Raw genomic sequence first — 21,849 nt, 5'->3', positions numbered from 1 at the left:
TTTTTGGATTACACTTGATCCTTGTAATGTCATTTATAAATCTATCAGGACCGAATATTTCATCCATTATTATTTTTACATAATGACCTATTTTGCAATCAATATGAAGATAAATTGATCCATTATCGGCAAGTATTTCTTTTAATAAAATCAATCGTTCTCTAAGGAATTCCAGATATTCAGCACCACTTAAAGTGTCTTTGTAAGCAATTAAATCCTCATCACTTCTGCTAATGGTTGCTGTCCTATTGTTTCCTGCTTTAAATACTTGATTTGTAGAGAACGGTGGATCTATATATATCAATCGCACTTCTCCTTTAATTTGTGGATTCTTAAGTAATAACTTTAGTGCGATAAAGTTATCCCCAAATATTAACATATTTTTCCATCCATCTAATCTTGAATTGCCATAAGATTTTATTTCCTTCAAAGCGTATCCTTTAATAGGCTTATTCAGAATTTCGCTTTCTGACTTTTTCCCGTCATATTCTAGCTTTATCATCCATGAAACCTCCTGCGCAATGTCGCACAACTCCGGTATATCCGGACTGTTCGGATATGCCCCTGGAAGATATGCGAACAGTTCGCATATACCTTGTCCTCTCTTTATCGCTCCTAACCATCAAATCTAAGTTCTAATTTTAAAATTTTCGTTGCGATGGGGTTCGACACGCTGCCGAGTTGCTATGGACGGGATTGCCGCACAGCTCCCCATTTTATCGGCTCGCACGACACACGCCGACGGCGAGCTTAAAGGAGCAAATGCAAACTTACTCTGATGTTCGACGTAATAGTCATTGGTCATTTAACCATAGACACGAACGTGCTGCCGTGGGGCACCGTTGAAAATGTCGTAGGCGGCGCCCCGACATACGCCGGAATGACGCTGACGGCGCTTAAAAAGAGCGTCGGCGTAGTGTCGAAGATTGGTGCTGACTTTAAAGAGCTTTCGTTTTACAGTAAACAGCGTATTGACACAGAGGGGGTTCGTGTCGAGGGCAAATGCACGACTCGATTCAGAAACATTTACGATGCTGGAGGGAATAGGCAGCAAGTTTGCGAGTGCGTGGCGCCCCGTATCACTTCAAAGGACATCCCCAAAGCCTACAAGGGCGCCCGTAGCTTTTACATATCGCCGATTGCTGACGAGGTGGACGTGGATATAGTCAAACGAGTTAAAAAGAGGGATAACATCGTGCTGCTCGACCCGCAAGGGCTGTTTAGGATGATAGGAAAGGGGGGAGAAGTGAAAATAGCCTTGCGTGAAGACTTTACTGACTTCTTGGAATATGTTGATATCATCAAGATAGGAAAAGATGAGGTTTTGGCGTTCAAAATGGAAGTTAAGGAAATATTATCGTGTTTGACCCGTGCGGGACCGGAGGTTGCCATCGTGACGCTCGGCGGCGAGGGGTGCATGTTCTTTGCGGAGAGCAAAGTGGAGAAGGTTGGGAGTCTAAAAGTGGATGTCAAAGACCCCACGGGTGCCGGTGATGTCTTTGGGGCGGCATTCTTAGCCAAATATTTGGAAACAGCGGACGTAGGGACGTCTGTGCGGTTCGCAACAGTGTCCGCAGGCTTGAAAATAAGATTTAAGGGACCAACGGGCTTCCCATCCGAGGAGGAAACGCTAAAAGAGCTGAGACGAGCGGATTTGTAGGCCACAGGCAGAGGGGCGAGGCGGTCAAGATTTTAAAAGTAAAAACTTAGCTATTTAGATGGTGCTGGTGAGGAAGGCGAGGGATGCAGACCTGCCGGAGGTCGTGCGAGTCTGGAAAATGAACATAAAGACGGCGAACACCGCCAGCGACATTGCCTTTCTGTTTCGTCGGTTCAAAAGGTATTTTTTCGTTGCGGAGGCAGGTGAGGATGGCAGAATCGTAGGCTTCGTCGGTGGCTCGGTTCGCAGCGGGCACGGGCACATTTCAGGAATTGCCGTCGACAGAGAATTTAGGAACAGGGGCGTCGGGAGCCTTTTGATAGGAGCGGCGGAGCAGGAGTTTCGCCGGGAGGGCTTTGATAGGGTGACGCTTGAGGTGCGGGTGAGCAACGAGAATGCAATTCGCTTCTACGAGAAGCGGGGCTACCGCCGACTCTACACAATAAACGGGTATTATGCGGATGGTGAGAACGCTTACTTTTATGAGAAGCTTTTGGAAAAATGAGGTTCGACGCGAAGAAGGTTTTAGAAGAGGCGGAGAAGGATTTTGAGCGGGCTTGGCTTGAAGGCAAGAAATACATTTCGGCGAGACCTCCCAACGAGCGTTTTCCGAGGACGCTACCGCAGTTGGGCAAGCCACACCCCGTCTTCGAGCTTGTGCAGCGGCTGCGAGAAGCTTACCTGCGGCTCGGCTTTGAAGAAGTCATAAACCCAATAATAATCGAAGAGACACACGTCCACAAGCAGTTCGGGAAAGAGGCGTTTGTGGTCCTTGACCGCTGTTTCTACCTCGCGGGGCTGCCACATCCCGACATCGGAATGCCGAAGGAGCGCGTCGAAAGGATGGAAGCGCTTTTCAATAAAAAGCTTTCCGCAGACGAAATCGAAATGATAAAAAGAACGATGCACCGCTATAAAAAGGGTGAAATCGGCGGCGATGACCTTGTTTACGAGATTTCGAGGAGTGCGGGCGTCAGTGACGCCGCCGTGGCGAAGACGCTTGACGAGGTCTTCCCAGAGCTTAAAGAGCTTGCGCCGGAGGCTACGAGGAACACGCTACGCAGCCACATGACCTCTGGATGGTTCATCACGCTTTCCGAAGTCTGCAAGAGGAAGCCGCTGCCGATAAAGCTTTTCTCGGTGGACAGATGTTTTAGAAGGGAGCAGCGGGAGGGTCCGACGAGGTTGATGGCGTATCATTCGGCGTCGTGTGTGCTCTGCGACGAAGCTGTGAGCGTTGAGGACGGCAAGGAGGTAGCGTTCGGACTGCTCTCGCAACTTGGCTTCTCGGAGATGAAATTCAAGCCTGACGAGAAGCGTTCGAAGTATTACGTGCCGGATACGCAGACCGAAGTTTTTATTCGGCACGAAAAATTGGGCTGGGTCGAAGTGGCAACGTTCGGTATCTACTCGCCGACTGCCCTCGCCCATTATGACATTCCGTATCCGGTTATGAATTTAGGTCTCGGCGTAGAGCGACTCGCAATGGTGCTCCACGGCGAGGACGACGTTCGGGAGCTCGTGTATCCGCAGTTCTACAAGGAGTGGACGATGAGCGACTTAGAAATAGCGAAGCTGATAAAGATAGACAACACGCCGCTCACCGATGTGGGGAGAAGCATTGCGGAAAGTATCGTGCGAATTTGCGAGGAGAAAGGCAGGGAGAAGTCGCCGTGCGAGTTTTTGGCGTTTAAAGGCACGCTTTGCGGCGCTGACATCGAAGTCTCGGTGGTGGAGCCAGAGGAGAACACGCTGCTCTGCGGCCCTGCGTATCTGAACGAGTTTGTGGTCTGCGAAGGCTCAATTTTGGGCGTGCCGAGAGATGAAAAGTGGCGTCCTGTTTTCGAGAAGGGCATGCCCACGGGCATAAGATATGTGGACGGGTTTGCAGCGCTCGCTGCTCACGAAATCGAGAAGTTTTTGATGGCTGGTGGGAAGCGAGAAGAGGGAGAGGGACGGGAGTTAAGGGTGCGGGTGCGGATTGTGAAAAGCCCCTCAGACGTGAACGTAAGAGTTGACGACATCGCAATCCGCTATATCACAGCAAAGGGCAAGAAGATTGACGTCAGGGGTCCGGTGTTCACGACAGTGCGTTGCAAAATTCATTGGTAGTTTTAAAATGTGGACTCTAAACCGAAACTAATCAGGCCCTGAGAATTCAACTCGAAACTCGAAGTTTAACGATGTTAGGAAGCGGCAGAGGAATTTTTAAAACTCGTAGTAAAATAAAAGAATGAAAATCATTTAGTTAGCCTCTACAAGACGAGCAGAGTCATTATGAGCGCCGCAACGACGAGCGCTATGCTCGTGAATTCCGGCACCGGCGTCGCGGACCGGGGCGCACGGCGGCGTCAGGAAGGCATGAGCATGAGGACCACCTTCCCCGCTTGCATCTTAATGAAAAATGATTTAAATGATATAAGCAGAAACCCCTTACATGAAACTTGTTGTCGTGGGTTGTGGAATTGGAGGTGCGGAGGTAGTTGCAAACGTCAGGAAGCGTTTGCCGAAAAAAGAGCTTGAGATATGCGTGCTTGACCAAAGGGCTAATACGCAATGTAAAGCATTACACCCGCTCATCCTTAGCGGAAGGGCGACGCCGGAGGAGGCTTCTGGCGACTTGAAAAGGTTTGCAGAGGCGCATGACGCCGAGTTTATAAACGAGCGGGTTGAGGATGTGGACTTTGATGAGCGTCTTGTGAAAACTGAGAAGGGGAGGGAGGTCTCCTATGACCATCTCGTCCTTGCATTCGGCGCAGAGCCTGACTTCAGCGTTCCGGGAGCCGAAGGAGCTCATTCCATATACACACTTGAAGATGCCGTGAGAGCGAAGAATGCGCTTGACGCTCTTGATTTTTCAAAGGAGCGAGACGTCGTGGTCGTCGGCGCCGGGCTGACAGGTGTCGAGGTCGCAGGTGAGCTTAGCGATTTCTTCACACGAACGGGCAAGAAAGTTAAGGTTACGCTCGTCGAGAAAGAGAGCCGGATACTTCCCGAGCTGCCGGAGGAGGTTTCGAGCTTCGTCGCCAACATTCTCAAGGAGCGGGGCGTGGAAATGCTCACGAGCACGAAAGTTGCCGAAATAAGCGATACGGGGGTCGTGCTGGAAGATGGACGGATGCTGTCTTCGGACTTCACCCTCTGGGCAGGCGGCGTCAAGCCGCACAGCCTCATAAAAACTATTGCAAGAGTCAAAAGAGACCCCTATTTGGGGGAGATAGGCTTCCCGGTCACTGAGGACGGCTGGCTGCGGGTCGAGCCATTTTCAAGGCTAATGGGCATGACGAGTTTCGACGAGGTGGGGGAAGGCGAATACAAGGAATACATGGTGTTTGCGGTCGGCGACGCCGTGAAGTTTGAGGTTGTGGAGCCGGACTTTTTAGAGAGGGTTTCAATGAAGACCATGGACGAGGCGGAACGCCACGCAAAGACCGTCGCAAAGAACATAGCAACAGTGCTGAAGGGCTGGACCAAGCCGCTCCGCCACATATACATACCGAAAAACGCGACGGTCACGCCGAACGTGCTGATACCCATGGGCGAGAGGGAGGGCGTTGAGGTGCGCTGTGGCTCAGCAAAAAGAGTATCGCCACGGGAGATAAGAAGGAAAGTCAAAGTAAGGAAAGTCTCAGCGGAGAGGGTAAGGAAGGAAGTGGAAGGGGGGTTCAAAGCACTGTTTAAGGAGTAGTAGCGTGCGGCATGCTCTTATGCGGCGTTCTCAATAGTTAATTTTATAAGAGGGGATGTGAAACTAAAAAGCGCCCGTGGTCTAGTTGGCATGACGTCGCCTTGACGCGGCGGAGGTCCTGAGTTCGAATCTCAGCGGGCCCATCTGCGGCGGGGCGAATGCCCCCGCCTTTCCTAATTTTAATATGGAAACAAAGCATTTTCTAAGCCTATGAGCAAGATTGTCGAGGTCGTAAGCGGGGGGCTTTGCACGGCGTGTGGTGGCTGCGTGGGTGTTTGCCCCTACATCAAAAGCATCGAAGACAGAGTTGCGGTCATCGAGGACTGCGGCGTCGAGGGCGAGGGGCGCTGCTACTACTTCTGCCCCCGAACGTTTTTCGACGTTGACGAGATGAATGGGTTCGTTTTCGGAGGGCGACGCTCTGAGGAGGACGTGGTTCTTGGACGACACATTTCGGTGCTTGCGGCGAGGGCTAAGAGCGTAGCTATGAGAAAAAACGCTCAATACGGTGGTGTCGTCTCGACAATAATCTCGCACGCCCTTGAAACCGGCGAGATAGAAGCAGCGGTGCTGACAAGCGGCGGTGGGAGCTGTGGAGGCTATGACGGGGGCGGCGGTGAGCTGCTGCCCACGCCAGTTATTGCAAGGAGCAAAGGGGATGTGCTCTCGTGTGCGAAAACGAAGTATTTCATGGGGGCATCGCTTTCCGCCCTTAATAAGGCGTTAAAGGAAGGTTTTGAGAGCGTAGGTGTCGTGGGGACGCCGTGTCAAATCCAAGCTTTGAGGAAGATGCAAGCTTACGGCGACGCCGTGCAGAGCGGCGGCATTTACGAGAAAATTGACGCCTCTAAGAGCGTTAAGCTCGTCGTCGGGCTGTTTTGCATGTGGGCGCTTTCATACGATTTTCTTTGGTATTTGAGGAAACATGTTGAGCTGTCGGCAGTGAGGAAGCTTGATATACCCGTTGGTGGTTTCCTCGTCTTCGGCGAGGATTTCAGGAAAGAACTACCGCTGGAGGAGGTCAGGAGATACGTGAGGCACGCCTGCGACGTTTGCTACGATATGACGTCGGAGTTCGCGGATATCTCGGTCGGAGCGCTCGAGGGCGTGCCTGACTGGAACACTGTAATTCTAAGGACGAAGCTCGGTGAGCGGATTTTCAGAGAGGCGGAGAAGGCGGGCGTTTTAGAGGTTAAAGAGCTGGAGGTGGAGCGATTAGAGCATTTGCGGTGGGCGTCGCTGCGAAAGAAGGCGAAAGCGTGGCGACGGATGCATGAGTTTAAAGTTGAATTTTTGAGGATAAGCGAGCTTGAGAGGGGAATTGTTGAGGGATTTCCGTTGGAGGAGTGAGTGTGATGTCAATCACGCTGGACGCGCCCGGACGGGAAGTGCTGCTGATGGGGAACGAGGCGATAGCGAGAGGTGCCATCGAGGCAGGCGTGGCGTTCTGCTCCGCATACCCGGGAACGCCGTCGTCCGAGATTTTGGGTGTTCTTGCGGAGGCGGCGCCGAAGCTCGGCTTCTACGCAGAATGGTCAACGAATGAGATCGTAGCGATGGAAGCGGCAGCCGCCGCTGCGTTCTCAGGACTGCGGGCGATGTGCTCGATGAAATCACAGGGCTTGAGCGTTTGTGCAGACTTTCTGACGACGCTGAACCTCTCCGGGACGAAAGGCGGACTGGTCATCGTGGTCTGCGACGACCCTGCGGCGCTTTCGAGCGTGAACGAGATAGACACGAGGAGCTACGCTGAGATTGCGGACCTGCCGCTGTTTGAGCCTGCGACCGTCCAAGAGGCGAAGGACATGACGAAGTTCGCATTTGAACTCTCGGAAGAGCTTTGCGAGCCGTGCATCGTGCGCAGCGTCACCAGAATCTCGCACGGTCGTGGCAACGTGAGGCTCGGCGAAATAAGCAAGGAGCGACGGGCGGCGGAGCTCTCAGAACGTTTCATCACGGGACTTGCGACGAGCGCCGTGGAACGGCACGCTGGACTGCATGCGAAGCTGAGAGCGGCGGCTGAAAAGTTCGAAAGCTCGCCGTTTAACTTTTATTACGGTGATCCCAACGCCGCATTTCTGATAATAACATCGGGAGCAGGCTGGCTTTACTCGAAGGAAGCTTTTCAGATTTTAGGACTGGACGAGGGCTTTGGCATTCTGAAGCTGGGGACGACGCATCCTTTGCCAAGAAAGCTCGTGGCGTCGCATTTAAAGCATGCTGTTGAAATCATGGTGATCGAGGAGACCGACCCGTTCATAGAGCGTAAAGTGAAGGCGCTCGCCGTCGACCTCCACCTCGATATCTGCGTTTACGGCAGGGAATTAGGAAGCGAGCGTGCTTTTGCGGACGCCGTCGGCGAAATGAGCGTCGACGCCGTCATTGAGGCGTTGCAGCAGGTGAAAAAGCTAAGTGTAGCGGGTCTTCGGAACGCCGAGTATGAGAAAGAGGCAGAAGAGGCATTAAAGATTCTACCTAAGCGTGAGATAGCGTTCTGCCCGGGCTGCCCGCATCGTGCATCGCTCTTTGCGATAAAGACTGCGATAAAGCTCGACGGGCGGGATGTCCCAGTCTGCGGCGATATCGGCTGCTACACGCTTGGGATGTTTCGAACGGGCTTTTATCTTTCAAAAACGTCGCACTGCATGGGCGCCGCCATCGGACTCTCCTCAGGCTTTAGGGGTTTAAAGAAGCCAGTGATTGCGCTCGCTGGCGACTCCACGTTCTTCCACGCCTGCGTCCCGGGGCTGATAAACGCCAAATACAACAACGCAAACGTGCTTTACATCCTCCTCGACAACGGGGCGACGGCGATGACAGGCTTCCAACCGCACCCCGGCGTCGGCACGAACGCCATGGGCGAGCCGGCGCCCACCGTGCGTCTTGAGGAGGTTTGTAAGGGCATAGGCGTGCCGGTGCGTATCTGCGACCCATTTGACGTGGACGACGCCGTGAGGGCGGTTTACGAGCTGCTGCAACAGCAAGGTGGCACCCGAGTTCTCATCTTCAGGCACACTTGCGGAATCATTGAGACTAAACAGCGTGGCAAGAGGAAAGCTTACGTCGTCGAGGAAAAATGCATAGGAGAGGACTGCGGCTGCAACCGCTTTTGTTCCCGCGTGTTTAACTGTCCAGGCATCGTCTGGGACAAGGAGAAAGGGAAAGCGAGAATTGATGAAGTGGTGTGCACCGGCTGCGGCGTCTGCGCAAAGTTGTGCCCCGCCGGCGCAATAATCGTTGAGGAGGAGAGCTACACGGGTTAAACCGGGAATCACGGCGTTCGCCACTTAATGAGCGGAAATCTTCAGAAAACGTTCCGAGCGTATCTGAAGCTCAGCTTTGTCGGCAGAATACGGCAACACGAAGTTTATTATACGCTTGGTGGGTGTTCCACGAGGCTAATAAATTCGCTCAAGGTGGGATAAAGCCCTCGAAATCTCTCCAGGGCTTCTGAGCACATGCACGCCCATTGTAACGAGCGTTAAAACGTTTTTTGCATCCACTTTTCTGACTCGGATTTCAACGTCCTCTCCACCACGAATGGCGCCATGCGGGCATGCTGAGACGCATCGTCCGCAGCCGTCGCACCTCAACAAATCTATTTGTTCTGAAATCGCGTTTTGCGGGCAAACCTCTCTCGGCGAACAGTGCTCGCATTTCCACGCTTGACAAACTTCCCTGTTAACGATGTAAGGCATTTTCGAGCGGAGCACGCCCGTGCCGTCTTTAGAGCCGAAGATGAAGTCTGTCGGCACAACGAAGACGGGAATGCCGCCCTTCATCGCAAGCGAGACGGCGTTCGTAACAAGAGAGTCGGCGATGCCGTTCGCTATTTTCGCAACGGTGTTCGCCGTCGCGGGAGAAACGACGAGCGCTGCATACTTCCGCAGGAGAAACCTGCCTGCCTTTGGAAACGACGCTCCCTGCTCACTTTCGAGGAATATTTCTTCGAGGTAACCACCGCTCGAAATCCTTTTGAGCTGTGGGGAGAGTCCATACATTTTTAAAACCTCTTCGGCTGCCTTTGAGACGAGTGTCGTGATTTTAACGCCTTGCTCCCTCAGGTGTTTAAAAGCCTCGACGCTTTCCTTAAGGAAATGTCCTGCCCCGGTCACGCACCACGCAACGTTCATCAAAGCTTCTTAAGCATTACTAACAATTTTTCAAGTTTCCTCTTCCCCCGCCGCAGCACGAAGTTCGCACGCCCAAGCACGAAACGCAAAAAGTGCTCGTCGCAAAGGACTTCGCCGCCTACGCCAAGCGGCACGTCCATACGCTCCGTGCTTAGAATCTCAACAACCGTCTTATCGGCGGAGACGGATTTTATGCTGCTGTATTTGAAGCCTGCAGCGGCTGCTGCTTTTAAAATCCGCTCCGCGCTGCTTAAATCTCTGGCAGTTACGTGTATTATCGGTGGCTGCGCCAGTAGCCAAAGCTCTCCACGGTCCCTACCGCCAGCAACCCAAAATTTCAAAGCGTTTTGCAGCTCTTCAAAGCTGACGGGGCGATGCCACTTCGCAACGAACCTCGCCTCTTTTTTCGCTCCCGCCTCAGGCAAGCTTATCAAAACTATTCTGCCGGAGCAGCTGCTTGTCGTGTAATACTCCGCCCGCCTGTTAATCTCAGCGAGTATTTCTGTGATGTCCTCATCAACGACGCAGCCCGCCGCCAGCCTTTCCAAAGCTTTGCGTCTCGCATGCTCAAACACATTAATAATAAGGCAGTAACTAAGGTTGATGCCAACGGGCGGCGGCAGGCGGTTTGAGGTGATACCTGCAGTTGATATTAAAGGTGGGCGGTGCGTGCGGCTGCGGCATGGTTGCGAGGATGCTGTGATTTTCAAGAGCGACGACCCAGTGGCGGCGGCGAGGCGTTGGCTGGAAGCCGGCGCAGGACGGCTGCATGTCGTGGACCTTGACGGCGCCTTCCAGCACGGTAGGAACATTCCGATAATCCGGGAAATTGTAGAACTCGCCGCCACGTATTCAGCGAGGGTGCAGGTGGGCGGGGGCATCCGCAGCCGTGACGATGTTGCTTCTCTCTTGGGGATGGGAGTTGACAGAGTCATATTGGGAACCATAGCTATGAAGGACAGAGTTTTTTTGAAAAAGCTTGTTGGCGAATTTTCTGACGGAATCATGGTGGCGTTGGACGCTCTCGGCGGCGAGGTCGTCATCAGCGGTTGGAAGGAACGCACCGGACTCCGAGCAAGCGTCGTCGCCCGCGAGTTCGAAGCCTTAGGCGTTAAGAGCCTGCTGTTTACGAGCGTCGAAGCTGACGGCACACTTTCGGGTGTGAACGCCGCCGCTATCAAAGAAGTGGTGGACGCCGTTGATATTCCCGTGGTAGCGGCAGGCGGCGTTTCGAGCCTTGATGACATCCACAAGGTGAAAGAGACGGGCGCGAGCGGTGTCGTCATCGGCAGTGCGCTCTACATAGGGAAAATAAAACTTAAGGACGCACTGAGAGTATGCAGCTTGACCGATTAATTTGTGGGCGGGGGTTGCCGAGTCTGGAAAAGGCGCAGGGCTTAGGTGTTCGCATGCGGTCGTCCTTGCTACGGGCGAAGAGACCCTGTCCCGTAGGGGTCCGAGGGTTCAAATCCCTCCCCCCGCATTCAGCACTGCGAGCAGTGGCGCCTCAGGCTCGTGCTTCAGCGTCTCGTAAACCATGAACGTCTCAGTCCGCTCTACGGCGCCGAAGGCGTGCAAACTTTTTATGAACGCCGTAAGCTCCGCCTTGTCCCGAACGAGTAGCTCTACGAAGAAATCAAATCGTCCAAAGAGGAGATGGAGCTGCGTCACGCACCGGCACCGCTTAAGGAACTCAGTAAGCTCCTCTCTGAGGACTTTGTCGGGCTTTGCAATTATCAAGACGTAAGCCTTGAACGAGAGCCCCAGCTTCTCGGCGTCAAGACGCATCGAAAACTTCTTTATCAGCCCCCCTTCTAAGAGCCGCCGTATCCTGTTAAGGACGGTTTGGCGGCTGAGCCCGCACTGCCGCCCCAACTCCGAATACGACAACCGACCATCAGAGAGCAGCCCCTTCAATATGCATTTGTCATTCTCATCAAGCTCGATTCTCATCAAATGTCAAAAAGGGAAGAGAAACATTTATAAGTTGCGTGGCTCATGTCAATTGGGTGGGAAGAACGTTGAGCCTCTGGTTAATTGAGCAGGGTGGGCTGGTAAGATGGGAGCGTTAGAGTGGTTGAGGTCGAGGATTGAGAGGGGGGAGTGGCAGAAGCTGGCGCGGATTCCGAACAAGGAGGTGCATGAGTTCGTAGCGGCGAGCGTGAGGCTCTGCAACCCCGACGATGTTTTCATCTGCGGCGACACTCCCGACGAGGTTGCGCACATCAAGAACATGGCAATTGTTTCGGGCGAGGAGTCCGCCGCCCTCGCAACGCCCGGGCACACGTTCCATTTCGACGGCTACTTTGACCAAGGCAGGGACCGCCGAGTTACGAAGTTTCTCGTGCCGAAAGGCTACTCTTTCCCGCCGGAACTTAACCAAATAGACCGGGACGAGGGACTTGCCGAAATCTACGGGCTGCTCAAAGACTCCATGCGCGGGAAGACGATGATTGTTCGGTTTTTAACGCTAGGACCTCCGAACTCGCCCTTCACAATCCCGTGCATGGAATGCACGGATTCGTGGTATGTTGCGCACTCCGTGAGCCTGCTTTACCGGGAGGGCTACGAGCAGTTCCTAAAGCTGAAGGAGGGCGAGGAATTCTTCAAGACGCTGCACTCCGCCGGGCGGCTCGACGAGCGCAAAATCAGCGTGGACCACGACAAGAAACGCATTTACATCGACTATGTAACGAACACGGTTTACAGCGTCAACACGCAATACGCCGGGAACTCCGTCGGCTTCAAGAAGCTGGCGCTGCGGCTCGCCATCCGGAAGGCGCATCGGGAGGGCTGGCTGGCTGAACACTTCGCAATCGTGGGCATCCACAGCGTTAAAGGAAATAGGAAGACATACATGGCGTTTGCGCTGCCGAGCGGCTGTGGGAAGACCTCGACGGTCATGCTGCCGGGCGAGAGCGTGCTGTCGGATGACATCTCCTACGTGCGGAACATTGACGGCGTTTGCCGAGCTGTGAACGTCGAGGCAGGTATCCTTGGCATCCTCCAGGGCATAAAATCAGAAAGCGACCCCCTACTCTACCGAGTGCTGACGAGTCCCAACGAAATAATCTTGTCTAATGTCTTGGTCAAAGACGCCCGAGTATATTGGCTGGACATGGGGGAGGAGCTGCCGACTGAGGGCGTGAACTACACAGGGAAATGGTGGAAAGGCAAAATCGGTCCGGACGGAAAAGAGGTCCCGCCGGCGCACAAGAACGCACGTTACACAATCTCGCTCAAGGCGTTGCCGAACTGCGACGAAGAGCTGGAGAACCCGATGGGCGTCGAGCTCGGCGGCATGGCATTCGGCGGCAGGGATTACAGGGCTTACGTGCCGGTGCAGGAAAGCTTCGACTGGACGCACGGCGTCGTCGTTTACGGCGCCGCCCTCGAAACCGAGACGACCTTCACGATAACAGAGGCGGAGGGGAAATACGAGATAAACGTGATGAGCATCCAGGACTTCCTGTCCATACCGCTCAGGCAATACGTGAAGAACTACATCGAGTTCGGGAGGCGGCTCAAGAAGCGTCCGCTGGTCTTCGGCGTGAATTACTTCCTGAAGGACTTGGAGACCGGCGAGTTCCTCAACCACCCGAGGGACAAGCACGTGTGGGTGAAGTGGATGGAGCTTCGGATTCACGGCGACGTTGACGCCCTCAAAGCCCCGACGGGTCGCATACCGTGCTACGAAGATTTGGAAGAGCTCTTCGAGCAGGTTTTAGGCAAGAAATACCCGAAGGACGCTTGGGTCAAGCAGTTCACAATCAGAGTTGAGGAAAACTTGAAGAAAGTAGAGCGGGTGGAGGCGTTCTGGAAGAAGGTCTCAGACGCCCCTGAAGAGGTGTTCGAGGTGCTCGAAGCCCAGCGGAAGCGGCTGCTCGACGCCGAAAGAAAATTCGGAAAATACGTCTCGCCGGAGGCTTTTGCGTGATTTTTGATTTTTGCAGCTCAGAGGGGGCGTCGCTCACGCATCTCACACACTTTCGACATTTTTCCCCTCCAGCTTAACCCCCTCGGCGCCGGCTTTCGTCGAGAATACCGAAGTTGCGCCAGCGGCGCGCATCACCGCTGCTATCCGGAACTTCGCAGCTTCATCTCCCTGCGGCGGGAGCGCAATCACGCAGCCAACGCCCCCAAAAGCCTCGCTGCTGCCGGCGCCCGTAACCTTAGCGCCGAGCGCTCCGTTTTCTTGCGCCGCCTTCGCTATGTTTGCAAGCCGTCGAGGAACCACACCCATTGCGTCCAGCAGCCCGTGGTTCACGTTCATGAGCTCACCGACACTCTTAAAATCGTTTTTTCGCAGAGCCTTTACAGCCTCTTCGGATATTTCGCCCACAACTTCGAAAATCTTGTCAAAGACTTTGAATTCCTCCTTACGTCTGCGAACGCCCTCTACAAGCTCTTTGGTCTTAAAGCTCAAATTTCCGGCTACGCCATGCGGCACGCAACTCACGCAGCCGATAAGCAGCTCGAAGGGTTTAAGGCTGAGTTTTTCCACGTTTCCGTTTCTGATGACGACGAAGCCGCCGAACGTCGAAATAGCGGTGTCGGTGGGTGACGCTGCGCCCTGCACCCGCTTTTCAACCTCATGGGCGAGCGCCCGCAGTTCATCGAGCGAAATCTCAAGGCGGCTGCACGAGAACAATGCTGCAAGCACCGCAACACAAACAGCGGCTGAGGAGCCCAAACCGGCAGAAGGTAGAATTTCGGAAAATATCTCAAGTTCTACGCCGTTACAATGAGCGTTACAATGCTCCCTAAAGATAGAAACACACTCCTCAACGTATTTTAACCCTTCTCGTCCCTGCGCCTCGCTTGCGTAACTGTCGTCTTTGATGAGAACTTTCATACCGAAACTCGGGACGTCACGAGCGTTAATTAAGTAACCCGGCTCGCCCCTTGGTGTTGCGACGGCAAACGCCCTTTTCTCAATGGCGGTCGCCAGCGCTGTCTCCCCGTAAACAACAGCATGCTCGCCGAATAGTATCGTTTTTGCGGGCGCCGACGCCCTCACACTCCTCCTCGCACCGCCCCTCACACTCTTCGCACCGCCCTTCATACCTCTCGCCACGCCGCCGCTCATCACTTTTTATTAGCTGTGGAAACTTAGTTAAATGGTCGCCCCCAGCTTGTGCATAATCTGCAAGGGTGCAAACCTTTGCGGGAGGCGGACGTGCCCTTTACTCGCGGCTCTACGCCGCCGGGAGGCGGGAATAAGGCTTAAAAAGGAATTTTTCGGTCCTTCCATATCGGTATTCGTCGGACGGGTCGGCTATCCTCGTGTCAGAGTGGGACCGGTAGCTACAGTCGAAGAGTTCCAGCAAGCCACCCTCTTAGAGGACACAAAAGGCTTGTTCGGGCTCGAGCTTGAAGACATTTTAGAGTTGAGAAGCCTGACCTTGAGGGCGAACAAAAGCGAAAGTGTCTTTTCAAAAAAGAGATTCGTGAGCGACCTTCAAGAGATAGCCTTAGCCTCTAAGCCTGTTGACGTCGAACTTAATTTCACGAAAGAGCCTTCTTTCAGGATGCGTTTCTCGGACTTGCTCCAGCCCGTAGGTGCGACTGCGCCGCTCGAAAAGCTCAAAGTCGTGGAGAACCCTAAGATCCCAAGAGCGGTGGAGAAAGTAGTTTCCGACGACTTAAAGGCGACAGAAGCCGTCAGCGAGCTTTATGCTGCTGGACTCGACGTTCACAAAATTTCAACAATCCTCGCATCCGGCGCTCTTGGTGCAGAGTCGCCGAAGTCAAGGAAGAAGCTCGTGCCGACGAGGTGGAGCATCACAGCGACAGACGACATCGTCTTCAAGCATTTGATTCGAGACGTGCGTAAATGTCCACAAGTCAACGAGTTTCGTGTTTACGAGGCTTGTTACATGGACAATCATTTCGTCATTCTGCTCCGCCCATCAGCGTTCGAGTATGAAAACTTCGAGGCGTGGGCGCCGGGCTCTTCGTGGTATCCTGCTGACGAGTTTGAGGTTGAAGTCGAAGGGAGCGGTAATGAGGCGAAGTTCATGTCTGCAACGAAGGCGGCGGATGTTGCGGACACCGACGTCACGCAAATGCGACGCAAGGCAAAGTCTTTAATCCTGCGTGAGTATGAAGGCTTCAAAGGCAGAAAAAATTACGCAGCACAAGAAGGCGGTGGTTACTATGCGGCAAGGCTCGCCGTCGTTGAGTTCCTGCACAACATTCGGCGGCAGGCAAGCGTTGTAGTCTTCAGGGAAGTTCACGAGGGCTACGTGCTCCCGCTGGGTGTCTGGGTCGTTAGGGAGACTGCTCGCCGCGCCTTCGAGCGTAAGCCTCAGGTCTTTGAAAGTGAAAAAGAAGCCCTTGAGTATGTGGATTCGAGGCTAAGGCTGGGGCTTAAGCCATTTGCAGAAAAAAGTTTGGTGTTGGGGCAGAAAAGGCTTAATTGCTTTCTACCGTCTTAATCTCCTTACTAACGCCCGTTCCTGCCGCCACGCATCACAACTTAACGAGTTTTACGTCAAAAATCCCGTCAACAGTCTTAACTTTCTCGAGGACGTCCTCGCCCACCGGATTATCAACGTTAAGCACCATGACCGCTCGCCCTCCGATCTTTTCCCTGCCGACTTGCATTGCGGCGATGTTAATTCCGTGGTCGCCGAGGATGACACCGACCGGTCCTATGACTCTCGGCTTGTCGATGTAAGAGCAGATGAGCATGTAGCCCGAGGGCACGGCGTCCACTCGGTAGCCGTCAATCTTCACAATTCTCAGATCATTCTTTCCAAAGACCGTGCCTGCAACAGTCCTCTCCGCCTCATCGGTCTTCACGGTAATTCCGATGAGCGATGAAAAGTTTTCAGCGTCTTCTGTCTTAGTCTCCGTCACCTTGATGCCCATTTTCCTCGCAATGAGCTGCGCATTCACGTAGTTGACGTCGGCGAACTGCGAAAGGAAACCCCTGAGCATTGCAATGCTGATGAGCCTCGTGTCCTTCGTTGCGATTTCGCCCTGATACGAGATGTTCACGCTTTCTATCCGCCCGGAAACAAGCTGTGCTGCAAGCCTTCCGAGACGTTCTGCAAGCGTTAGGAAGGGTTTTATGGCGTCGAGGATTTCCGCTGGCACGTAAACAAGGTTCACAGCATTCTTCACGGGCTCGCCCCGCAACGCTCGGCAAACTTCCTCGGCTATGACCACCGCAACGCCCCTCTGCGCCTCCTCGGTCGAGGCTCCGAGATGCGGCGTAACGATGATCTCTTCGAGCGTCAGCAACTCGCTATCCTTTGGCGGCTCCTGCTCGAAGACGTCAATAGCGGCGCCGGCGACCTTTCCGCTTTTTATGGCACGCACGAGGGCGGCTTCGTCAATTATCCCGCCACGAGCCGTGTTTATTATGCGGACGCTGTTTTTCATAATCTCAAATTCCTTGTCGCTAATCATGTGATACGTCTCGTCAGTCAGCGGGACGTGCACCGTTAAGAAATCAGCGATGCTGAGGACCTTGTCGAAGGGCAGCAGCGAGATACCAAGCTCTTTCGCTCGCTCTTGCGAGACGTAGGGGTCGTAAGCGACGACTTTCATGCCCAGGCCGAGTGCCAGCCTTGCGACCTCCGTGCCTATCCTGCCGAGCCCGATGATGCCGAGGGTCTTGCCACGAACCTCGACGCCCATGTATTTTCGGCGATTCCACTCCCCCGCCTTGAGCGACTTATCCGCCCGTGGTATTTTTCTCGAAAGGCTCAGAAGCAGCGCAATCGTGTGCTCCGCAGCCGAAATAGTATTTGCTTCCGGGGCGTTAACCACGAGCACGCCGTGTTCGGTGGCGGCGTCCACGTCTATGTTATCCACGCCGACACCCGCCCTGCCGATGACCCTCAACCTCGTTCCTGCCTCTATGATTTTACGGGTCACTTTCGTCCCGCTGCGAACGATGAGCGCGTCGTAGCTCTTGATCCTCTCCGCCAGCTCGTCCTCGCTGAGCTTGAGCGCAACATCCACCTTCGCAAACTCCTGCAGCTTCCTTAACCCCTCATCGGAAATCGAGTCCGCAACGAGTATCTTTGGCTTCCCTTGCTCGTTCGTGCCAGTCATCTCGACCACATTGCATTTAATGTGATTTTAAGGGTTAGCTCGTCGTCCGGCTCAGCAACCGGCATCGACCTCCTGCGCCGCATCACTAGCCTCCACTACGACCACCCTCCCGCAACCCCGCAGCTCAAGACGGACGCCGTCCATCAAACATCGCAACAAATTGGAAAATTAACAAACACGGCACCAAGTAGCTCACCGGTTAATGCTGGATGCGATTTCCTCTAATTTTCTCATGAACTGGTAAGCTTCCTTCGCGTACACCTCAAAGTCGCTTGGCTCTATCACTTCATCATAAAAATTCACGTGTAAGGTCTCCAAGAACAAGAACGATTTGTACAACTCTGGATTCTCCACCTCCTTGGATAAGGTCTTAACGAAATTTCTCAGACCTTTATGTCGCCCCAGCCTCTTGCCCGCCCTAGCCGCCACCGCCTTAACCTCTTGTGCTATCGCGCCCCAAAGAAGCTCAGAAGCCTTTCTAAACTCCCCTCGCCCCGCAAACTTCTCAGCATTGGTTAGGTATTTATCTCTGGTCTTAGCATAAATGTCAGTACTCAGGTCTTTCAAATTCCACCACCCTTCCTGTTTTGTCGTCTATTACGATCTTTACAATCTCTTTAAGGAGGGCGCCAACATCAAATTCCAGATGCCACCTGTCCTTATCTAAACGAACGCTGACCAGACGATGGGTATAGTAGCCAGCCTTCTCCTCTAAAAACCTCACAGCACGCTCAACAGCTTCCTCAGTGTCCATATCAACATGTTTAGAGAGGGGTTATAAAGCTTTCTCGCCGAAGATTAGTATGGGTGATTCGGTTGTTTTACGAGGCAATACTGGACGTCAAGGCGAGGGAAGTTATAGACTCGCGGGGAGACCCCACGGTCGAAGTTGATGTCATCACCGAAAGCGGTTTCGGGCGGGCGATAGTGCCGTCGGGCGCCTCCAAGGGCAGGAACGAGGCTCTGGAGCTGCGGGATGGGGACGAGCGTTTCGGCGGGAGAGGTGTGCTGAGAGCGGTTAAAAACGTGAACACCATCATAAAAAGCGAGATTGTGGGTATGAACGTGTTTAATCAGCGGGAAATCGACGAGACTTTGAAGAGCCTCGACGGCACGCCGAACAAGTCGAGCCTCGGCGCGAATGCAATACTCGGCGTCTCGCTTGCGGCGTGCAAGGCGGCTGCTGACGCCCTCGTCGTCCCCTTGTATCGATATTTGGGCGGAGTCGCCTCCTACACGCTGCCGACACCTATGATGAACGTGCTCAATGGCGGTCGTCATGCAGGGAACGAGCTGAGCCTCCAAGAGTTCCTGATCGTCCCGATGGGCGAAAGCTTTAAGGAAGCCTTGAGGATGGGCGTTGAGGTATACCATGAGCTAAAAAGGGTTTTGCGAGAGAAATACGGAGTGCTCGCGACGAACGTCGGCGACGAAGGTGGTTATGCGCCGCCGATGCGAGAGACGAGGGAGGCGCTCGACGCTCTGGTCGAGGCGATCGAGGCTGCGGGCTACGATGCCGGCGAGAAGGGCGCGAACGCCGTGAATTTGGGGTTGGATGCGGCGGCGTCTTCCTTCTACGATGAGCGTCGGAGCGTTTACACTGTAGACGGCACCGAAATGGATGAAGGCGAGCTTCTTGAGTTTTACGTCGAGCTCGTGAAGACCTACCCCATAATCTCGATAGAAGACCCGTTCTGGGAGGAGGCTTTTGAGGCTTTTGCAGAACTTACGAGGCGGCTGGACATCATCGTCGTGGGCGACGACCTCTTCGTGACGAACCCGCAGCGCATCGCCGAGGGCATAAAAATGGGGGCGGCGAACGCCCTACTTTTGAAGCTTAACCAAATAGGAACCGTTTCCGAGGCTTTAGAGGCTGCGAGGCTCGCCGCCGCAAACCGTTATAAGGTCGTGGTGAGCCACCGTTCCGGCGAGACCGAGGACACGAGCATCGCTGACCTCGCAGTAGCGCTGAGCGCCGAGCTGATAAAAACGGGAGCGCCCGCGAGGGGCGAACGCACCGCCAAGTACAACCAGCTGCTACGCATCGAAGAAGAACTCGGCGACGCCGCAAAATACGAGCCCGAAAGGCTGTTCCAGTGATAAAGGGGCATCGGATTACTCTCCACCACGCCTTGTTAGCAACTTCCGCAGCGGCGTCAAGTCTGCGGAGTAGAAGTGGATGTGGGTGTAGCCCGCAAGCGTATTGTGCGCGAGAGCGCCGTCGTAGCCGTCCTTTATCCCCTTGCCATCCACCCTGAAGGCGAACTTCACGTCGTCATCCGGCAGGGCGTAGCTGTAGTGGAACTCATGCCCTCTGAAGCTCCCTGCGAGGAACGGGTTTCGGGCGACGACCTCGCCACGCACGTAGCTCAGGGCTTTCAGCTTCCTCGTGAACACAACGTCGATGTCGAGAACGCCTGCCATCCTTTTAACCTTCCCATCGATCTCAATCCCCCTTGAGAGAAGCATTAGCCCGCCGCACTCCGCGTATATCGGCTTCTCTTCCAGTGCTTCCCTGCGGATGAAGCGTGCGAACCCGCTTAAGTTGTGAAGGTGGAGTTCGGGGTAGCCGCCGCCTATGTAGTAAAGGTCGCACTCCGCCGATGCCAAGGCATGCTCGCCCTTGAGCGGCGAGAAGAAGACAAGCTCCCCGAAGCGTGAGAGCGTCCGCAAGTTATCCCTGTAGTAGAAGGCAAAGGCTTCGTCGAAGGGGACGCCGATCCTCATACCGACCTCCGTGTCGCCGCCGTCGCCGTCTTCAGCCGAGGCTGAAAGTTCACCCCCAAATTCCATCTCTGACAGCTCAAGAATCCTCTCAATGTCGATGAACTCTTCCCCTATTTCCGCGAGGGCTCTCCAGTCCTCTCGCCGCTCCATCCCTAGGTGCAAGCCGAGATGCCTGCTCCCGATTTCCAATTCCTCCCTTTTCGGAAGTATGCCGAGAACGTCATGACCACGGGCGGAGAAGATGCGCCGGAGCTTCTCGTGGAATGCGGTGCCGCCGTTGAAAATCACGCCCACGACGTTTAGCTCACGATCGAAGTTCCTGTAGCCCTCATACATGGCTAAGGCGGACAGGGAAAGCCCTCCGGCATCGAGCACCAGAATAACGGGCAGCCCTAGGATTTTAGCAATATGAGCCGTAGAGGAGAGCGTGGTGAGCCTGTACCCGTCAAAAAGCCCCATCGCCCCCTCCATTATCCCGACGTCCTTTCCCCGCATCCACCGCGAAAACGACTTTTTGACGCCGGCTTCGCCCATCATGAAGGCATCAAGGTTGACAGCCCACCCGCAGAAGGAGTAGTGCGTCGGGTCTATGAAGTCCGGACCGACCTTGAACGGCTGCACCTCGTAGCCACGCCGCTTCAGAGCCGCAGCTATGCACATCGCGACGACGGTCTTCCCGACGCCGCTGTGCGTCCCGGCTACGACGAAGGCGTGCGTGCTCCGGGCACGAGACTCACGGGGCATGCCCACCCCTCCGCACGTCAGCTGCAGCACAATATCAACACCCCAAACCTATTTCACTTAAGTTGCCAAAAGACAAAAAAACTTTAAGTGAAACGGCGAACGTAAGAGCATGGGCTACTTCCCGAAGCTCAGGCTGAGAAGGCTCCGCCGCACCCCAAAGATAAGAAGCATGATTAGAGAGACGAGCATCTCGGCGAGTGACCTCATCTATCCAATCTTCATCGACGAGAACATCAAGGAGCGGCGGGAAATAAAGTCGATGCCGGCGCAGTTTCGAATCTCGCTCAATAATATTGCGGACGAGGTTAAAGAGGTGGTGGAGCTTGGCATTCCTGCAGTCATGCTCTTCGGCATACCTTCCCGCAAGGATGAGCGTGGAAGCTCTGCATATGCGGCGGGCGGCGTCGTCCAGACCGCGGTCCGCAGCATAAAAAAGGAGCTGGGCGATGACATCTGCGTGATAACGGACGTGTGCCTCTGCGAGTACACGACGCACGGGCACTGCGGCGTCGTCGACCCGAAGACCTGCAGGATAAAAAACGACGAGACCCTCGAACTGCTGGCGAGGGCGGCGGTGAGCCACGCAGAAGCCGGCGCAGACATCGTCGCTCCGTCGGCTATGATGGACGGGATGGTCGCCGCCATCAGGGATTCCTTGGACAGAGAGGGCTTCGAAGACGTTCTGATAATGTCGTACGCCGCGAAGTTCGCCTCCAGCTTCTATGCTCCGTTCAGAGAGGCAGCGGACTCCGCCCCGAGCTTCGGCGACCGCAGCACGTATCAAATGGACTTTGCGAACGCCCTCGAAGCGCTGAGAGAGGTCGAGC

20 protein-coding genes and 2 tRNA genes are annotated in these 21,849 nt (G+C 54.4%); 13 read left to right on the top strand and 9 right to left on the bottom strand.

From position 1 onward, the window contains the following. The coding region (locus ACXJJA_RS09630; RefSeq protein WP_456488001.1) for a DNA methyltransferase at positions 1-502 on the bottom strand (502 nt) is incomplete at its 3' end. A 276-nt stretch (positions 503-778) separates the two neighbouring features. Here ACXJJA_RS09630 and ACXJJA_RS09625 point away from each other — a divergent pair. The 7 genes from ACXJJA_RS09625 to ACXJJA_RS09595 all read left to right on the top strand — a co-directional run bounded on the left by ACXJJA_RS09625 (position 779) and on the right by ACXJJA_RS09595 (position 8,611). After that, entirely contained in the window at positions 779-1,660 is an 882-nt protein-coding gene (locus ACXJJA_RS09625; RefSeq protein WP_456488000.1) for a carbohydrate kinase family protein, read from the top strand. Positions 1,661-1,718: 58 nt separating this feature from the next. Beyond that, on the top strand, positions 1,719-2,165 hold the full coding sequence (locus ACXJJA_RS09620; protein WP_456487999.1) for a GNAT family N-acetyltransferase: 447 nt from the start codon (positions 1,719-1,721) through the stop codon (positions 2,163-2,165). After that, positions 2,162-3,772: an O-phosphoserine--tRNA ligase gene (sepS, locus tag ACXJJA_RS09615; RefSeq protein ID WP_456487998.1), complete on the top strand. Its 1,611-nt coding sequence runs from the start codon at positions 2,162-2,164 to the stop codon at positions 3,770-3,772. Before ACXJJA_RS09620 ends, sepS begins: the two co-directional genes overlap by 4 nt. 325 nt (positions 3,773-4,097) lie before the next feature. Continuing rightward, complete coding sequence (locus ACXJJA_RS09610; protein ID WP_456487997.1) at positions 4,098-5,348, top strand: NAD(P)/FAD-dependent oxidoreductase; 1,251 nt, start codon at positions 4,098-4,100, stop codon at positions 5,346-5,348. A 70-nt stretch (positions 5,349-5,418) separates the two neighbouring features. Beyond that, positions 5,419-5,491: transfer RNA gene (locus tag ACXJJA_RS09605), tRNA-Val, on the top strand. Between the two features lie 67 nt (positions 5,492-5,558). Then, positions 5,559-6,698 carry a Coenzyme F420 hydrogenase/dehydrogenase, beta subunit C-terminal domain gene (locus tag ACXJJA_RS09600; RefSeq protein WP_456487996.1) on the top strand — a complete coding sequence of 380 codons (1,140 nt, stop codon included), beginning with the start codon at positions 5,559-5,561 and terminating at the stop codon, positions 6,696-6,698. Between the two features lie 5 nt (positions 6,699-6,703). After that, positions 6,704-8,611: a thiamine pyrophosphate-dependent enzyme gene (locus ACXJJA_RS09595; protein ID WP_456488003.1), complete on the top strand. Its 1,908-nt coding sequence runs from the start codon at positions 6,704-6,706 to the stop codon at positions 8,609-8,611. A gap of 135 nt (positions 8,612-8,746) precedes the next feature. Here ACXJJA_RS09595 and ACXJJA_RS09590 read toward each other — a convergent pair whose 3' ends face one another. Next, the gene (locus tag ACXJJA_RS09590; protein ID WP_456487995.1) at positions 8,747-9,481 is read right to left on the bottom strand and encodes a dihydromethanopterin reductase (acceptor); all 735 of its coding nucleotides are present in this window, start codon (positions 9,479-9,481) and stop codon (positions 8,747-8,749) included. Continuing rightward, complete coding sequence (locus tag ACXJJA_RS09585; RefSeq protein WP_456487994.1) at positions 9,481-10,056, bottom strand: tRNA(Phe) 7-((3-amino-3-carboxypropyl)-4-demethylwyosine(37)-N(4))-methyltransferase; 576 nt, start codon at positions 10,054-10,056, stop codon at positions 9,481-9,483. Before ACXJJA_RS09585 ends, ACXJJA_RS09590 begins: the two co-directional genes overlap by 1 nt. Before the next feature lie 28 nt (positions 10,057-10,084). Between ACXJJA_RS09585 and hisA the strand changes: the two genes are divergently transcribed. Both hisA and ACXJJA_RS09575 read left to right on the top strand, forming a co-directional pair. Then, the gene (gene hisA, locus ACXJJA_RS09580; RefSeq protein WP_456487993.1) at positions 10,085-10,837 is read left to right on the top strand and encodes a 1-(5-phosphoribosyl)-5-[(5-phosphoribosylamino)methylideneamino]imidazole-4-carboxamide isomerase; all 753 of its coding nucleotides are present in this window, start codon (positions 10,085-10,087) and stop codon (positions 10,835-10,837) included. A 7-nt stretch (positions 10,838-10,844) separates the two neighbouring features. Beyond that, positions 10,845-10,964, top strand: a tRNA-Leu gene (locus tag ACXJJA_RS09575). Here the strand turns inward: ACXJJA_RS09575 and ACXJJA_RS09570 are convergent. After that, entirely contained in the window at positions 10,946-11,434 is a 489-nt protein-coding gene (locus tag ACXJJA_RS09570; RefSeq protein ID WP_456487992.1) for an Lrp/AsnC family transcriptional regulator, read from the bottom strand. The genes ACXJJA_RS09575 and ACXJJA_RS09570 overlap by 19 nt on opposite strands. A gap of 106 nt (positions 11,435-11,540) precedes the next feature. Here ACXJJA_RS09570 and ACXJJA_RS09565 point away from each other — a divergent pair, with 106 nt between their 5' ends. Beyond that, complete coding sequence (locus ACXJJA_RS09565) at positions 11,541-13,418, top strand: phosphoenolpyruvate carboxykinase (GTP) (protein ID WP_456487991.1); 1,878 nt, start codon at positions 11,541-11,543, stop codon at positions 13,416-13,418. A 42-nt stretch (positions 13,419-13,460) separates the two neighbouring features. On the opposite strand, the gene mvk is transcribed toward ACXJJA_RS09565, so the two are convergent. Then, on the bottom strand, positions 13,461-14,570 hold the full coding sequence (mvk, locus tag ACXJJA_RS09560; RefSeq protein ID WP_456487990.1) for a mevalonate kinase: 1,110 nt from the start codon (positions 14,568-14,570) through the stop codon (positions 13,461-13,463). Positions 14,571-14,601: 31 nt separating this feature from the next. Between mvk and ACXJJA_RS09555 the strand changes: the two genes are divergently transcribed. Further along, complete coding sequence (locus ACXJJA_RS09555; protein ID WP_456487989.1) at positions 14,602-15,921, top strand: Nre C-terminal domain-containing protein; 1,320 nt, start codon at positions 14,602-14,604, stop codon at positions 15,919-15,921. Between the two features lie 34 nt (positions 15,922-15,955). Here ACXJJA_RS09555 and serA read toward each other — a convergent pair whose 3' ends face one another. The 3 genes from serA to ACXJJA_RS09540 form a co-directional block, all read right to left on the bottom strand. Further along, positions 15,956-17,551 carry a phosphoglycerate dehydrogenase gene (gene serA, locus ACXJJA_RS09550; protein ID WP_456488002.1) on the bottom strand — a complete coding sequence of 532 codons (1,596 nt, stop codon included), beginning with the start codon at positions 17,549-17,551 and terminating at the stop codon, positions 15,956-15,958. Between the two features lie 192 nt (positions 17,552-17,743). Further along, the gene (locus ACXJJA_RS09545) at positions 17,744-18,118 is read right to left on the bottom strand and encodes a PaREP1 family protein (protein WP_456487988.1); all 375 of its coding nucleotides are present in this window, start codon (positions 18,116-18,118) and stop codon (positions 17,744-17,746) included. Continuing rightward, positions 18,099-18,305: a hypothetical protein gene (locus ACXJJA_RS09540; protein ID WP_456487987.1), complete on the bottom strand. Its 207-nt coding sequence runs from the start codon at positions 18,303-18,305 to the stop codon at positions 18,099-18,101. Before ACXJJA_RS09540 ends, ACXJJA_RS09545 begins: the two co-directional genes overlap by 20 nt. Positions 18,306-18,367: 62 nt before the next feature. On the opposite strand from ACXJJA_RS09540, the gene eno reads away from it, so the two are divergent. Continuing rightward, positions 18,368-19,651, top strand: a complete 1,284-nt coding sequence (eno, locus tag ACXJJA_RS09535) for a phosphopyruvate hydratase (RefSeq protein WP_456487986.1) — start codon at positions 18,368-18,370, stop codon at positions 19,649-19,651. Between the two features lie 15 nt (positions 19,652-19,666). Here eno and ACXJJA_RS09530 read toward each other — a convergent pair whose 3' ends face one another. Further along, positions 19,667-21,022: a cobyrinic acid a,c-diamide synthase CobB gene (locus ACXJJA_RS09530; protein WP_456487985.1), complete on the bottom strand. Its 1,356-nt coding sequence runs from the start codon at positions 21,020-21,022 to the stop codon at positions 19,667-19,669. A gap of 109 nt (positions 21,023-21,131) precedes the next feature. Between ACXJJA_RS09530 and hemB the strand changes: the two genes are divergently transcribed. Next, positions 21,132-21,849: porphobilinogen synthase (gene hemB, locus ACXJJA_RS09525; RefSeq protein ID WP_456487984.1), on the top strand; the 718-nt coding region annotated here is incomplete at its 3' end.

The sequence above is a fragment of the Candidatus Alkanophaga liquidiphilum genome (assembly GCF_053996935.1).
Note: the sequence above shows the minus strand (reverse complement) of the source record. Positions and strands in the feature narration are given on the sequence as shown.